Here is a 14,626-nt window from a genome sequence, read left to right as displayed (position 1 = left end):
GCAGAGGGCGTATAAGCTTCAAAAATGGTCCCAAATTGGGCATTCTTCGCATGTGGTGACCTTGGATGTTCGGCCTCAGCTGCTCGATGCCCTGTCCGCCCTGCGCGACCGGGTCGCGTCCGTGCGTCTGCCGCTGCCCCTGCCCGGCGCCCCACGCGCCCGCCAGACCAGAGCCGAGCTGCTCGCGCAGCTCGACGACTACCTCGTCCCCCGGCTGAAGGCGCCCGAGGCGCCGCTGCTCGCCGTCGTCGGCGGGTCCACCGGGGCCGGCAAGTCCACCCTCGTCAACTCCCTCGTCGGCCGCCAGGTCAGCGAAGCCGGAGTGCTGCGCCCCACCACCCGCACCCCGGTGCTCGTCTGCCACCCCGACGACCACCACTGGTTCGCCGGGATGCGGATCCTGCCCGACCTCATGCGCGTCTGGGCGCCCCGGCCGGACGACGAGCTGGTCCCCGCCTCCAGGAAGACCCCTGCGCGCGGCCCCGGCCACTCCGCCGCCGCGACCGGGGAACTGCGGGTCGAGACCGTCTCCACCCTCCCGCGCGGCCTCGCCGTCCTCGACGCCCCCGACATCGACTCCCTCGTCGTCGAGAACCGCACCCTCGCCGCCGAGCTGATCTGCGCCGCCGACGTCTGGGTCATGGTCACCACCGCCTCGCGGTACGCCGACGCCATCCCCTGGCACCTCCTGCGCACCGCCAAGCAGTACAACGCCACCCTCATCACCGTCCTCGACCGGGTCCCGCACCAGGTCCTCGCCGAGGTCTCCCGCCAGTACGGGGCACTGCTCACCCGCGCCGGACTCGGCGACGTACCGCGCTTCACGGTGCCGGAGCTGCCCGAGTCCGCCGGCGGCGGCGGGCTGCTGCCGGCCAGCGCCGTTGCCCCGCTGCTCGCCTGGCTCACCCACCACGTCCACGACCCGGCCGCCCGCCAGTACGCCGTCGGCCGGACCGCCCTCGGCGCGCTCGACTCGCTCAAGCGCCGCATGCCGGAGCTGGCCTCCGCCGTCGCCGCCCAGCACGCCGCCGCCGTCCGGCTGACCACGGCCGTCGAGGACGCGTACCGGCAGGAGGGCAAGCGGGTCCGCAACCGCCTCGACAAGGGCGCCGTGCTCGCCGGCGACGCCCTCACCCGGTGGCGCGGCTACCCCCTCGACACCAGCGCCGACGAACTCCTCGACTCCCTCGCCGAATCCCTCGCCGCGCTGCTCCAGTGCGCCGTCGCCGCCGCCGACGAGCGGATCGCCGAGGTCTGGCGGCGCGAGCCGGCCTCCGGCGCGGTGCCGCTGCCCGCGCCCGACCGGGAAGCGGCGGAACGTATCGGCATGGCCGTACGCCGCTGGCGGCGCGTACTGGAGGAGCTCGCCGAGGAAGAGGTCGCCAAGCTCGGCAAGCAGCCCTCGCCCGACCCCGACGGTGTCGCCGCCCTGCTCGTCGCCGCCCTCCTCGGCGGCAAACGCGCCCGCCCGGCGGGGGAGAAGCTCGCCGAGCGGATCGGCGTGCAGGCCGCCGTACGCCTGCGCGACCGGGGCGGGGAACTGGTCGGCGACCACCTCGACCAGGTCCTGCGCGCCGAACGGGACCGCAGGCTCGCCCCCCTCCAGGCACTCGAAGTCACCCCCGAACCCCAGGCCGAGCTGATCGCCGCGCTGTCCGTACTGCAGAAGGAGAGGTGACGCGTTGACCGCCGTTACCGACCGCGACCACGCCGGCGACCGGTGGGACGACGGATTCATCGCGCGCTCACGCCACCGGGCCACCCGGAAGGGGGGTCCGCGCGGTACCGGATCACGCGCCGGCGACGCCCTCATCGACGACGCGCTGCTCGACGCCGCCCTCCTCGCCAACGACCTCGACGGGAACGGCGAGGACGGCGAAGCCGCCGCAGAAGGGGGAGCCGAGGACGGCGAGGGCGACGACGTGCTCGTCCGGGCCGTCTCCGGCGCCGGGGCCGACGGCGGAAAGAACCCCGCACCCCCGCTCAGCCCCGAGGCCCAGGCCCTGCGCACACGCCTCGACGCCCTGCGCCAGCTCGTCGGACTCTCCCGCACCCGCCTCGACGGCAAGACCCTCGCCGAAGCCGGCCGCGTCCTCGACGAGGCCGCCGCCCGCCGCGGACTCTCCCCCCAGCACACCGTCGTCGCCATCGCCGGAGCCACCGGAAGCGGCAAGTCCACCCTCTTCAATTCACTCGCCGGAGTGCAGATCTCCGAAACCGGGCTGCGCCGGCCGACCACCGCCGCCCCCATCGCGTGCAGCTGGTCCGACGGAGCCGCCGGCCTGCTCGACCGGCTGGAGATCCCCGGACGGCTCCGCCGCCGCCCCCGCGAGACCTCCGAAGCCGAGGTGCTGCGCGGCATGGTCCTCGTCGACCTGCCCGACCTCGACTCGGCGGTCGGCGCGCACCGCGACCACGTCGACCGGGTGCTGGCGCTCGTCGACGCCGTGGTGTGGGTGGTGGACCCGGAGAAGTACGCGGACGCCGTCCTCCACGAGCGGTACCTGCGGCCGCTGGCCGGGCACGCCGAGGTGACCTTCGTCGTGCTCAACCAGGTCGACCGGCTGCCGGGCGACGCCGCCGACCTCGTACTGGACGACCTGCGGCGGCTGCTGGACGACGACGGGATCGCACTCGGCGAGCACGGCGAGCCCGGCGCCACCGTCCTCGGCCTGTCCGCCCTTACGGGTGAAGGCGTCGGGGAACTCCGCGAACTCCTCGGACAGTTCACCCAGGAGAAGGGCGCCGCGACCCGCCGGATCTCCGCCGACGTCGACCGGGCCGCCGCGCGCCTGCGCCCGCTGTACGTCGCCGACGGGCACTCCGGACCCTCCGGACCCGAGATCGGCGAGGCGGCGCGCGCCGAGTTCGAGGACCGGCTCGCCGAAGCGGTCGGGGCGTACGCCGCCGGCCTCGCCGCCGAACGGGCCTGGCGGCGCAACGCCGGCAAGGCCTGCGGCACGCCCTGGCTGCGGCTGTGGCGCTGGTACGAGAGCCGGCGCGCCCCGCGCTCGCTCGCGTCCCTGGCCCTCATGTCGGCCAAGGGCCGGGGCCCGGGCGCGTCCGCCGCCGCGCCCCCCGAGGAGGAGGTGACCGCCCGCCAGCGAGTGGAACAGGCCGTACGGACCGTCGCGGACGAGGCGGTCGCCGGCCTGCCCGACCCCTGGGCGCAAGCCGTACGGGAGACCGCGGTGCGCGGCGCCGAGCGGCTGCCGGAGGCCCTGGACGAGCTGGCGGTCACCCTCGGCGCGGCCGTCGCCGTGCCCGGCGCCAAGCCGCCGAGACCCGCCTGGTGGCCGGTCGCGGTGCTCGCGCAGGCGGCCATGACGCTGGTGCAGATCTTCGGCGGGCTGTGGCTGGTCGGGCAGATCGTCGGCGTGCTGGAACCGAAGCTGCTGCCGCCCGTGCTGTTCATGGCGTCCGGCATCATCGGCGGGCCCCTGGTGGAATGGGCCTGCTCGATCGCCGCGCGCGGCCCGGCGCGCCGGTACGGCCAGGACGCCGAACGCCGGCTGCGGCAGGCCGCCGCCGGCTGCGGCCGGGCGCGGGTGCTGGAGCCCGTGGCGGCGGAGCTGCTGCGCTACCGCGAGGTGCGCGAGCAGTACGCGGCGGTCGCCTCAGGGGGGACGAAGTTGTCCACAACCCGTCAGTAGTCCACAGGCCGCGGCGGGACGGCGGACTCCCGGCCAGCATGGTCCGTACCCCGTGCGGATGGTCCGCACGGGTGCGGAGTGCGGGGAGGGCGGCCGGGATGAACGACACCCTGGTGACGCTGGTGGGGCACGTGGCGACGCAGATCGACTTCAAGGAGACGGTGACCGGACCGTCCGCGAGATTCCGTTTCGCGGTGACGCCGCGGTACTTCGACCGGCGCACGGACACCTGGACGGACGCCCCCACCAGCTTCTACACCGTGTGGGCCCGCCGGGTACTGGCGGTCAACCTGGCCAGTTCCGTCTCGGTCGGGGAACCGCTGGTGGTCCACGGGCGTCTGCGGGTCAGGGAAGACCCGCCCGACGGCGAGGGCGTCCGGTGGTTCTCGGCGGACATCGACGCGATCGCCGTCGGACACGACCTCAACCGCGGAACGGCGGCCTTCCGCAGGGTCGTCAAGACGGACACCCCACTGATGAGCCCTCAGAAGGCGGCGGTGGTCTGAGTGTTCGAGGCGGCTAGGATTCCCCGGTACTCACGGGCACCTTGGTCTTCGGCCCGAAGGGGAGAACTGTGTCGATTGCTGTTCCCGCGTCCTCCGCGTCCTCCGAACCCCGCGCGGAGGCCACCGCCCCCGCGGGCGGACCGGCCTCCGTGTCCACCGCCGCACCGGCGCCCGGCCCTGCCCGGGCGGAGGTTCCGCTTCCAGCCGCAGGCGCCCCCGGCGCCGGTCCCGGCGGTGCCGTCGCGGCCGCCGCTCCCGGGGGTGCGGTACGCGGCTCCGTGCGCCGGCCCTTCGCGGCGGCGCTGCTGGCCGCCGCCCTCACCGCCGCGCCCGGGGCCCGCGCCGCCGCGGACTCCGGACCGGCCGCCGCCGGCCGGGCAGCCGGGGGCGCGAGCGCCGTGCTCGACGGCCTCAAGACGTACGGGCAGGCGGTCCTGCGCGGCAAGGACGGCTCGGTCCGGCAGATCCCGGCCGGGCTGTACGAGATGAGGGTCGACGGCGGCGGCATGCTCCAGACGTACGGAGTCGGAGTCGCCGGCTACGCGCAGCCCCAGGCCCGGTACACGGAGAGCGGCTGGGGCGTCAGCCCCCTCGCCGGGAACGCCGAAGCGGGCCGGATCCGCTGGGTGCTGGAGCACTCCTACCCGCAGCACAACGACCTGGCCGGGCTGGCGAAGGCGGCCGGGGCCGGGGCGCTGACGGCGGAGAGCGCGGCGGCCGGGACCCAGGTCGCGATCTGGCGGCTGGCCGACGGGGCACAGGTGGAGGCGGCCGACCCGGCCGCCGAGCGGCTGGCGGACTACCTCCAGCGGGAGGCGGGCCGGCTGCCGGAGCCGCCGGCCTCGCTGGGGCTGGACCCCGGGCAGGTGTCCGGCCCGCTGACGGGCGCCGCCGGCACCCGGCTGGGCCCGGTCACCGTCCGGACGGGGGCGCAGAGCGTGACCGTCACCCCGGACGCGGCCGCCACCGCCATGGGGGTGCGGGTCGTCGACGCCGAGGGGCGGCCGGTCACCTCCGCCGCGAACGGCAGCCGGCTGTACTTCGAGGTGCCGGCCGGCACCCCGGACGGGACCGCCTCGGTGACCGTGCACGGCTCCACGAAGGTGCCCGTCGGGCGCGTCTTCACCAGCGGGATCCCGGCCGAGGCGCAGATCGTGGCGGGCTCCAGCGAGTCCGCCGCGGCCGCGGGCGCGACGGCGGTCTGGCCGCGGCCGCCGGCCGCACCGGCGGGCACGGTGGGCCAGCTGGCCGGCACGGCCGAGGTGGCGACGGCCGCCGAGTCCGCGACGGCCGGGTCGGACTCCCCGGACGAGGAGCGGCTGGCGACCAGCGGCAGCTCCGCGGCCACCCCGGTCATCGCCTCCCTCGCGGTCGGGCTGGTGGTGCTGGGCGGCATGGTGGTCCTGCTGCTGCGCAAGCGGCCGTTGGAGGGGGAGGACGCCGAAGGGTGATTCCGTCCGGCCGGCCGGGGTAAGCGCGAAGGGTGGCTGATCAGAATCAGGAACTGACCTGGCGGGGCACGCTCGCGGCGTGGGACCGGCACCTCTTCGACGCGGTGGCCAGGCGGCACTGGCCCGGCGCCGAACGGGTACTGCCCGCCCTCGGGCGGGCAGCGAACCACGGGGTGCTGTGGGGCGGGACCGCCGCGGCGCTCGCCCTCCTCGGCTCGCCCCGGGCGCGGAAGGGGGCGCTCAGCGCGGCCGCCTCGCTCGCGCTGGCCTCGGTGACCATCAACACCGTCGGCAAATGGTCCGTGCGCAGGCCCAGGCCGCTGCTGGAGGGGGTGCCGACGGTGCGGCAGCCGGCCGTGCCGCCGTGGACCACCTCCTTCCCGTCCGGGCACTCCGCCTCGGCCGCCGCCTTCACCGCCGGGCTCGCCCTGGAATCCCCCGGATGGGGCGCCGTGGTGGCCCCGGTGGCCGCGTCGGTGGCCTTCTCCCGGGTCTACACCGGCGTGCACTACCCGTCCGACGTGCTGGCGGGCGCGGCGCTCGGGGTCGCGGCCGGGTTCGCCGTACGCGGCCTCGCGCGGCGGGCCGAGCGCGCGCGGGCGGTCCGGGGCACCGAGCGGCCGGCGGCGGGCGCGCCCGCGCTGCCGGACGGGGCCGGGCTGACGGTCGTCGCGAACACCGCGTCGGGCACCGCGGCCGGCAGCGCGGCGCTCGACGTCCTGCGCGAGCGGCTGCCGGAGGCGGAGATCGTGGAGTGCGCGGGGGAGGGGGTGGAGTCCGCGATGGCGGCCGCCGCCGCCCGGGCCACCGTGCTCGGGGTGTTCGGGGGCGACGGCACGGTCAACGCCGCCGCGACCGCCGCCCTGCGGGCCGGGGTGCCGCTGGCGGTGTTCCCCGGGGGCACGCTGAACCACTTCGCCCTGGACCTCGGCCTCACCGGCCCGGAGGACACCTGCCGCGCCCTCGCCACGGGCCAGGCGATCCGCATCTCCCTGGGCCGCTTCACCCCGGCCCCCGCCACCACCTCAGACCCGAACGACCCCGCCCCCGGCGACGCCCCCGCCTCCGCCGGCCCGGGGAGCTCCGCCCCGGCCGCTCCCGCGTCCGGCTCCGCGCCCGCCTCCCGCCCGGCCGCTCCCGCCCCCGGCTCCGGCCCCGGCGGGGCGCACGGTTCCGGCGGTGCGGGTGGGGCCCGTCCGGGCGGGGAGGCCGGGACGGCCGGCGGGGACGCGTCCGGGTACTTCCTGAACAACTTCAGCATCGGGGCCTATCCCGAGCTGCTGCGCCACCGGCTGCGATGGGCGCCGCGGATTGGGGGCGGGCCCGCCGCGGTGCTGGCCGCGTGGCGGGTGCTGCGCGCCGAGCGGCCCGTACGGCTGACCCTCGCCGGGCGCCCCCGCAGCGCGTGGCTGCTCTTCGCGGGCAACGGCACCTACCAGGGCACCGGCCCCGCACCCCGCCGCCGCGCCGGCCTCGGCGAGGGCCTGCTCGACCTCCGGCTCGTCCACGGCGGCGGCCGCCCCGGCCCGCGCCTGCTCGCCGCGGCCTTCGCCGGCCCGCTCAGCCGGTCCCCCGTCCACGTGGCGACCCGGCTGCGCAGCCTGCGCGTCGCGGACATCCCGGAAGGCACCCCGCTCGCCTACGACGGCGAGTACGCCCGGGCCCCCGCCGCGCTCGTCCTCGACGCCCTCCCCGACGCCCTGGTCGTCTACCGCCCCCACTGAAGCCCGGCGCCCGACCAGTGGCCCGGCACCGCACCCGGGCGGACACGTACGGTCACCCGCCCCTGGCCGGGCCGCTCCGGCGCGGCCCGGAGGCCGCTCCCGCGCCCCTCCGGGCCGTCTCGCGGAACCGGACGGGTTTCCCCCGGGGGATGGACGTACGGCAGTATGGGGTGTATCTGCCCACCATCGATCTGCCGGACGGTTTCTCTTGGCTGAGTACATCTACACCATGCGCAAGACGCGCAAGGCGCACGGTGACAAGGTGATCCTCGACGACGTCTTCCTGAACTTCCTGCCGGGCGCGAAGATCGGTGTCGTCGGCCCGAACGGCGCCGGCAAGTCCACCGTCCTGAAGATCATGGCGGGCATCGAGCAGCCGTCCAACGGTGACGCCTTCCTGGCACCGGGCTACTCCGTCGGCATCCTCATGCAGGAGCCCAAGCTCGACGAGTCCAAGACCGTCCTGCAGAACGTCGAGGACGGCGTCGGCGAGATCAAGCAGAAGCTCAACCGGTTCAACGCGATCGCCGAGGAAATGGCGACGAACTACACCGACGAGCTGATGGAGGAGATGGGCAAGCTCCAGGACGACCTGGACCACGCCAACGCGTGGGACCTCGACGCCCAGCTGGAGCAGGCCATGGACGCCCTGGGCTGCCCGCCCGGCGACTGGCCCGTCACCAACCTCTCCGGTGGTGAGAAGCGCCGCGTGGCCCTCTGCAAGCTGCTGCTGGAGGCCCCCGACCTGCTGCTCCTCGACGAGCCCACCAACCACCTCGACGCCGAGTCCGTGAACTGGCTGGAGCAGCACCTGGCCCAGTACAAGGGCGCCGTCGTGGCCGTCACCCACGACCGCTACTTCCTCGACAACGTCGCCGAGTGGATCCTCGAACTCGACCGCGGCCGCGCGCACCCCTACGAGGGCAACTACTCCACCTACCTGGAGAAGAAGGCCGAGCGCCTCAAGGTCGAGGGCAAGAAGGACGAGAAGCGCGCCAAGCGCCTCAAGGAAGAGCTGGAGTGGGTCCGCTCCAACGCCAAGGGCCGCCAGGCCAAGTCCAAGGCCCGCCTCGCCCGCTATGAGGAGATGGCGGCCGAGGCCGACAAGATGCGCAAGCTCGACTTCGAGGAGATCCAGATCCCGCCGGGCCCGCGCCTGGGCTCGATCGTGGTCGAGGTCTCGAACCTCTCGAAGGCGTTCGGCGACAAGGTCCTCATCGACGACCTGTCCTTCACGCTGCCGCGCAACGGCATCGTCGGCATCATCGGCCCGAACGGCGCCGGCAAGACCACGCTCTTCAAGATGATCCAGGGCCTGGAGAAGCCGGACTCCGGCGAGATCAAGGTCGGCGAGACCGTCAAGATCTCGTACGTGGACCAGGGCCGCGCCAACATCGACCCCAAGAAGACCCTCTGGGCGGTCGTGTCGGACGAGCTGGACTACATCAACGTCGGCCAGGTCGAGATGCCGTCCCGCGCGTACGTCAGCGCCTTCGGCTTCAAGGGCCCGGACCAGCAGAAGCCGGCCGGGGTCCTCTCCGGCGGTGAGCGCAACCGCCTCAACCTCGCGCTCACCCTCAAGCAGGGCGGCAACCTGCTGCTCCTCGACGAGCCCACCAACGACCTCGACGTCGAGACCCTGAGCTCGCTCGAGAACGCGCTGCTGGAGTTCCCGGGTGCGGCCGTGGTCGTCTCCCACGACCGCTGGTTCCTGGACCGAGTGGCCACGCACATCCTCGCCTACGAGGGTGACTCGAAGTGGTTCTGGTTCGAGGGCAACTTCGAGTCCTACGAGAAGAACAAGGTCGAGCGGCTCGGCCCGGACGCCACGCGTCCGCACCGCGCCACCTACAAGAAGCTCACCCGGGGCTAGGTCGCCGTCATGGCCAGACACCACTACAGGTGCCCCCTCCGCTGGGCGGACATGGACGCCTTCGGGCACGTCAACAACGTCGTCTTCCTCCGCTACCTGGAGGAGGCGCGCATCGACTTCATGTTCCGCCTGGCGCCGGGGGAGGGCAGCGAGTCCTTCACGGGCGGTTCCGTCGTGGCCCGCCACGAGATCGACTACAAGCTCCCCCTGGTGCACCGGCACGAGCCGGTGCTCATCGAGTCCTGGGTGACCCGGATAGGGGCCGCGTCCCTGACCATCCGCTACGAGGTCAAGGACGAGGCGACCGAGGACACCCCGGAGACCGTCTACGTCCGCGCCGAGACGGTCGTCGTGCCCTACAACCTCGCCGAGGGGCGGCCCCGCCGCATCACCGACGAGGAACGGCACTTCCTCCAGCAGTACCTCGACACCCCCGAGAACGCTCCCGCGGCCGCCGAAGGGCGCCTCGCGGCATGAGTGACCAGCTGCGCCTCGCCGACTCCGGGGAGGCGGCGGACCTCGCCGCCTTCCTGGGCCGGCTGGTGCACTACGACCGCGCCGCCGCGGTCCGCCTGCAGGCGCGGGCGGGCGGCGGCGCGCTCGCCGTCTTCGGACGGCCGCCCTCCTTCGAGGTCCTGGCCGTCCGTACGGCACGCCTCGCCGAGCCCTGCGCGACCCCGCTGGACCTCACCGTCTCCGCGGGCGAGCTGCTGGAGTCCGTCGACGAGAGCGGCGCCGCCGTGACCGTGCCCGGGGCCGTCACCGGCCCGCCCTGGGCGGGGGTCCTGCCGCCCCGCGGCGGCTGGCGGCCCGTTCCCGGCCTGCCCGGCCCGGAGGCGGTACGGGCCGCCGTGGCCGCCGCCGTCGCCGAGTTCCGCGCCCGGGACGAGGCCCTGCCCCCGCAGCACCGGACCCGCTCCGAGCGCGACCGCATCGGCCGCGAGATCTGGTCGCGGACCCTGGGCGACACCGAACTCCCGCTGCGCGCGGTGCACGCCGCGCAGTCCCTGGGCTTCCTGCGGCCGGTACGCGCCACCGTGCCCGCCGGCGCCACCGTGCCCTCCGGCGCGGCCGGTCCCGCACCGGTGGCCCTGTTCACCTCCGGCGGCTGGCTGCGGCTCAGCACCCCGTACGGCTCCGTCGCCCTGCGCCGCCCCGGCGGCCTCGCCGGCCTGGGCGCCCTCCAGGTGCGGCCGGCCTAACAGCGCCCGGTCCCGGCCCGCCGGGCTGCCGATCCGCCGGCCCGCCGGGCCGCAGGGACCGCCCGCCCGTGCCCCGTACGGGCCTGGGCCGGCCGGTCGACGGGGCCCGCGTACGGTCGGCCACCGGGGCCCCGCGGCGGGTGGGCGGACTAGGGGGTGTTGCGAAAGTCCTGCACGATGCCCACGGCGCCCGGCACGCACTCTCGCCGCACCGGCCGAAGCCCCGAGTACGCCCAGTACGAGGGCCTTCGCCCGGCACGCCGAGAGCACGCACCGGACACCGCGGGCACCGCACAGGACTTTCGCAACACCGCCTAGCCCGCGGTGTTGATCATCGAGGCGGCCGCGTAGGTCAGGTACCGCCACAGCTGCGCCTCGTGCTCCGGCGCCAGGCCCAGCTCGTCCACCGCCACCCGCATGTGTCCCAGCCACGCGTCGTGCGCGGCCGCGTCCACCTGGAACGGCGCGTGCCGCATGCGCAGGCGCGGGTGCCCGCGGTTCTCGCTGTACGTGGTCGGACCGCCCCAGTACTGCATCAGGAACAGCGCGAACCGCTCCTCGGCGGGCCCGAGGTCCTCCTCCGGGTACATCGGACGCAGCAGCGGATCCCCCGCGACCCCCTGGTAGAAGCGGTGGACCAGCCGGCGGAAGGTCTCCTCACCGCCCACCAGCTCGTAGAAGGTCGTCTCCTGGACCGTGCTCTGAGGCTCGTCATTCACCTGACCATCGTCTCAGACGCCCGGACGGAGGACCCCGGTCCTAGGACCACGGGCGAAGCGGCCGCCGCGCGGTCGCACCCCGGGCCCGCCCGCAGCACAGTGGAGGCATGGGCACGGCGAAGGCCGGGGAAAAGGACCTGCGGGAGACCGCGCACGCCGCCCAGGTACGGGAACTCACCGCTGCCGGCGTGCTGGAGGACCCGGCCTGGCGGGCGGCCTTCACCGCCGTGCCCCGCCACCTGTTCGTGCCGTGGTTCTGGACCGGCCGTGGAGCGGGCCACGAGCGCCTGTGGGCCGAGGACCCGGACCCCGAGCGCCGGGCCCGCTGGCTGCGCGGCGTCTACACGGACGCCCCGCTCGCGACCCGGCTGCGCGACGGCGAGCTGGTCTCCTCCAGCAGCCAGCCCTCCCTCATGGCGAAGATGCTGGACTCGCTGGAGGTGCGCGACGGGGACAACGTGCTGGAGATCGGCGCCGGCACCGGCTACAACGCGGCCCTGCTCTGCCACCGGCTCGGCGACGGCCTCGTCACCACCGTGGACCTGGACGAGGAGATCACCGAGTCGGCGCGCTCCCATCTGGCGCTGCTCGGCTACCGGCCCACCGTGGTGACCGGGGACGGGGCGCGCGGCTGTCCCGCGCGGGCGCCCTTCGACCGGATCCTGGTGACCTGCACCCTGCCGCTGATCCCGCCCGCCTGGCTCGCCCAGTGCCGGCCGGGGGCGCGGATCCTGGCCCCGCTGTCGACCGGGCTGATCGCGCTCACCGTCCGGGACGCGGGCTTCGCGGAGGGGCGCTTCCTGCACACCTCCGCCTACTTCGTCCCGCTGCGCGGGGCCACGGCCGCGCCGGGGCCGCCCGGGGCGACGGGGCCGCTGCACGGGGTTCCGTACGAGCTGGTGGAGAACGAGCGCTTCCAGTTCCTGCTGATCCTCACCGCGGACGTGCTCCACCCGCGCGAGGCACTGGACCTGTGGCGGCGCGAGGGCAGGCCCGCGCGCGAACGGTTCGGCGTCACGGTCACCCCGGAGGGACAGTGGTCCTGGCTCGACGATCCCCAGGGGCCCTACGTGTGGCCCCTGGGGGAGGACACCGGCTAGCCGCGCCGGACGGTGATGGTGGTCCAGGCGCCCACGTGGACGCGGTCGCCGTCGCCGAGGGGGACCGGGACGTAGGGCTGGATGGGCTCCTCGCCGCCGTTGATGGTGGTGCCGTTGGTGGAGTTCTGGTCGACGACCGCCCAGCTCTGGTCCGGCTGCTGGACGAGCACCGCGTGCTGGTGGGAGACGCCCGGGTCCTCCGGCGGCACCGACAGGTCGATGTCCGGGGACTCACCCGTCGAGGCGCGGCGCCGGCCGATGGTGATCTGGCCGCCGGAGAGCGGGAGGTGCAGCTCCGGGGAGTACGCGGGCAGGTTGAGCCCGGCGGCCTCGGGGCCGCTGCGCTGCATCATCGCCATGAAGTACGAGCGGTCGGGGCCGATCGTCGCGGACCAGGAGGCGTCGCCGCCGTTCCGCTCCGGGGCGGCCGTGAAGGACTCGGGCCGCGACGGCTGCGGTGCGGGCTGCTGCCCGTACCCGGGCTCCTGGTACCGCGGCTCCTCGTACTCCTGCCGCGCGGGCTGCTGCGCCGCCGGCGGCGGGACCGGGGGTGCGGCCGGGGGTGCGGCCGGCCGCGGCGGTACGGGCTGCTCCGGCGCGGGCGGCTGGAGCAGCCAGTCGTCCTCGGCCTGGAGCGGCTCGGCCGGGCGGTTGACCCGCGACGGGCGGGAGCCCTGGTACTCGAAGTGGTCCTGGGAGTACACCGGCTGCGGCGGGGCCGGCGGAGGCGGGACCGCTCCCGTGCCGGTCCCCGCGCCTGCGCCCGTGCCCGTTCCCGCGCCGGTCGCCGTACGCGTGAGGAAGTTGTAGCGGCACTCCTCGCAGAAGGGGGCCATCGCCTCGCGCGGGGTCCGGCACTGCGGGCACAGCTCGGCCTGGGCGGTCGGCTCGCCGCCGGTGGGAGGGTAGCCGTAGCCGTAGGAGGGCGCCGCGGCGGCCGCCGCGGGGGCGGCCATCCGGTGGCCGCAGACCTCGCACCAGTCGTCGGAGGCGGACTGGTGGCCGTTCGGGCAGGTCGGCATCGCGGCGGTTCCCCCTTCTCCCTGCGTCATCGCGTCAGGCTTCTTCTCAGGTCTTCTTCACTCGGACGGTCTGCGTCGAACGCGTCTCAAGGGTCATCTCGTCGGCATCGGCGACCTTCGCCTTCAGCCGCACAGTACCCGCCACCGCGTCCACGACATCCACCACCTTCGCCAGCAGTTTGGCGGTGTCGGCGTTACCCGAGGCGCTCGCCAGCTGGACGGCACGGCCGAGCTTTGCCGTCGCGCTGTCGACATCGCCCATTTTGCGGGCTTCCAGCCCCTGCTGGATAGCCTCCGCGAGCTCCGCCTGCCCCGTGTAGTGCGCCACTTGGGGGCTGATGGCCGTCGAGGCCGCCAGGTCGTCCGTCCACACCGCCCGGACCAGGCCCTGCGCCAGCGGGGGCCGCGGTTCGCCGTCCGGGCCGGGCAGTACGAGCGAGGCGCGCGCGGCCAGCATCTCCTGGCCCAGCGCCGCGCCCGGCACCCGTACGCACACGTGGTACTCGCGGGACTCGTCGCCCCAGGAACCCGTCGGGTAGTCCCCGGCGCGCGGGCCGGCCTCGGTGCGGCGGTCCGTCAGGTCCTGCACGGACGGCGAGACCTGCTTGACGTAGCGGACCTCCGCGCCGACCGGGGTCCACAGGCGCAGCGCGACGTCCGCGACCTCCTTGCCCATGACCTTCGCCATCATGCGGGTGAAGTCCCCGGCGAGGTGGGCCGGATCGGCGACGATGTCGGCGGAGCCGAGCAGCGCGCTCGCGATGCCGGTCACCTCCTTCACCTCCCAGTCCGTGCCCACCCCGCGGGCGTCGCAGGTGAAGCGGCCGGCGCAGGCGTCGAGGGTGGCGCGCAGCACGGCCGGGTCCTCGTGCTCGTTGCGGCCGTCGGTGAGCAGGATGCCGTGCCGGATCGTGGCGGGGGTCCGGCGCAGCAGGCCGTCGGCGAGCCGCAGCCAGGTGCCGATGGCGGTGCCGCCGCCGGCGCGCAGGCCGCGCAGGGCCTCCTTGGCCTGGGCGCGGGTGGCCGGCCCGGCGGTGGCGAGGCCGCCCTGGCCGGGGTAGACCTCCCTGGCCTCGTGCGTTCCGGCGATCACCGCGAAGGCCGTGCCGTCGCGCAGGGTGTCGATCGCGGCGGCGGTGGCCTCGCGGGCGCCGCGCATCTTGTCCGGCGGGTACTCCATGGAGCCGGAGCAGTCGACCATGATCACGACGGCTGCGTCCTGGCCGAGCGCGCGCGATGCGGTGGCGGTGGCTCCGCCGCTGGAGGTGACCGTCACGATGGCGTGCACGTCGCGGCCGCCCTCGGGCAGGAACTCGTTCTGGTACACCTCCACGCTGAAACGGGGTGCGCTCGGCTTGGCGAAGTTCGCCATCGGT

12 protein-coding genes are annotated in these 14,626 nt (G+C 75.0%); 9 read left to right on the top strand and 3 right to left on the bottom strand.

Translation table 11 applies throughout. From position 1 onward, the window contains the following. The first annotated feature begins 61 nt into the window (after window positions 1-61). From AC069X_RS17835 to AC069X_RS17800, 8 genes are all read left to right on the top strand, one after another. On the top strand, window positions 62-1,678 hold the full coding sequence (locus AC069X_RS17835; RefSeq protein ID WP_478729529.1) for a dynamin family protein: 1,617 nt from the start codon (window positions 62-64) through the stop codon (window positions 1,676-1,678). Between the two features lie 4 nt (window positions 1,679-1,682). Continuing rightward, window positions 1,683-3,653 carry a GTPase gene (locus AC069X_RS17830; RefSeq protein WP_478729528.1) on the top strand — a complete coding sequence of 657 codons (1,971 nt, stop codon included), beginning with the start codon at window positions 1,683-1,685 and terminating at the stop codon, window positions 3,651-3,653. Window positions 3,654-3,751: 98 nt separating this feature from the next. After that, complete coding sequence (locus AC069X_RS17825; protein ID WP_478729527.1) at window positions 3,752-4,159, top strand: single-stranded DNA-binding protein; 408 nt, start codon at window positions 3,752-3,754, stop codon at window positions 4,157-4,159. Window positions 4,160-4,227: 68 nt separating this feature from the next. After that, the gene (locus tag AC069X_RS17820; RefSeq protein ID WP_478729526.1) at window positions 4,228-5,610 is read left to right on the top strand and encodes a thioester domain-containing protein; all 1,383 of its coding nucleotides are present in this window, start codon (window positions 4,228-4,230) and stop codon (window positions 5,608-5,610) included. A gap of 32 nt (window positions 5,611-5,642) precedes the next feature. Next, on the top strand, window positions 5,643-7,334 hold the full coding sequence (locus AC069X_RS17815; RefSeq protein ID WP_478729525.1) for a phosphatase PAP2 family protein: 1,692 nt from the start codon (window positions 5,643-5,645) through the stop codon (window positions 7,332-7,334). A gap of 208 nt (window positions 7,335-7,542) precedes the next feature. Continuing rightward, window positions 7,543-9,207 carry an energy-dependent translational throttle protein EttA gene (ettA, locus tag AC069X_RS17810; protein WP_478729524.1) on the top strand — a complete coding sequence of 555 codons (1,665 nt, stop codon included), beginning with the start codon at window positions 7,543-7,545 and terminating at the stop codon, window positions 9,205-9,207. Window positions 9,208-9,216: 9 nt separating this feature from the next. Next, complete coding sequence (locus tag AC069X_RS17805) at window positions 9,217-9,684, top strand: acyl-CoA thioesterase (RefSeq protein ID WP_478729523.1); 468 nt, start codon at window positions 9,217-9,219, stop codon at window positions 9,682-9,684. Continuing rightward, window positions 9,681-10,409 carry a DUF8010 domain-containing protein gene (locus AC069X_RS17800; protein WP_478729522.1) on the top strand — a complete coding sequence of 243 codons (729 nt, stop codon included), beginning with the start codon at window positions 9,681-9,683 and terminating at the stop codon, window positions 10,407-10,409. Before AC069X_RS17805 ends, AC069X_RS17800 begins: the two co-directional genes overlap by 4 nt. A 314-nt stretch (window positions 10,410-10,723) precedes the next feature. On the opposite strand, the gene AC069X_RS17795 is transcribed toward AC069X_RS17800, so the two are convergent. Beyond that, entirely contained in the window at window positions 10,724-11,128 is a 405-nt protein-coding gene (locus AC069X_RS17795) for a globin (protein ID WP_478729521.1), read from the bottom strand. A 107-nt stretch (window positions 11,129-11,235) separates the two neighbouring features. On the opposite strand from AC069X_RS17795, the gene AC069X_RS17790 reads away from it, so the two are divergent. Next, window positions 11,236-12,228: a methyltransferase domain-containing protein gene (locus AC069X_RS17790; protein WP_478729520.1), complete on the top strand. Its 993-nt coding sequence runs from the start codon at window positions 11,236-11,238 to the stop codon at window positions 12,226-12,228. On the opposite strand, the gene AC069X_RS17785 is transcribed toward AC069X_RS17790, so the two are convergent. Continuing rightward, the gene (locus AC069X_RS17785) at window positions 12,225-13,280 is read right to left on the bottom strand and encodes an FHA domain-containing protein (RefSeq protein WP_478729519.1); all 1,056 of its coding nucleotides are present in this window, start codon (window positions 13,278-13,280) and stop codon (window positions 12,225-12,227) included. The two genes, AC069X_RS17790 and AC069X_RS17785, sit on opposite strands and share 4 nt — an antisense overlap. A gap of 16 nt (window positions 13,281-13,296) precedes the next feature. Continuing rightward, window positions 13,297-14,622 (bottom strand): VWA domain-containing protein, encoded by a 1,326-nt coding sequence (locus tag AC069X_RS17780; RefSeq protein ID WP_478729518.1) that lies wholly within the window; start codon window positions 14,620-14,622, stop codon window positions 13,297-13,299. Window positions 14,623-14,626: the final 4 nt, after the last annotated feature.

This window comes from Streptomyces sp. NPDC043896, from assembly GCF_056435605.1.
Note: the sequence above shows the minus strand (reverse complement) of the source record. Positions and strands in the feature narration are given on the sequence as shown.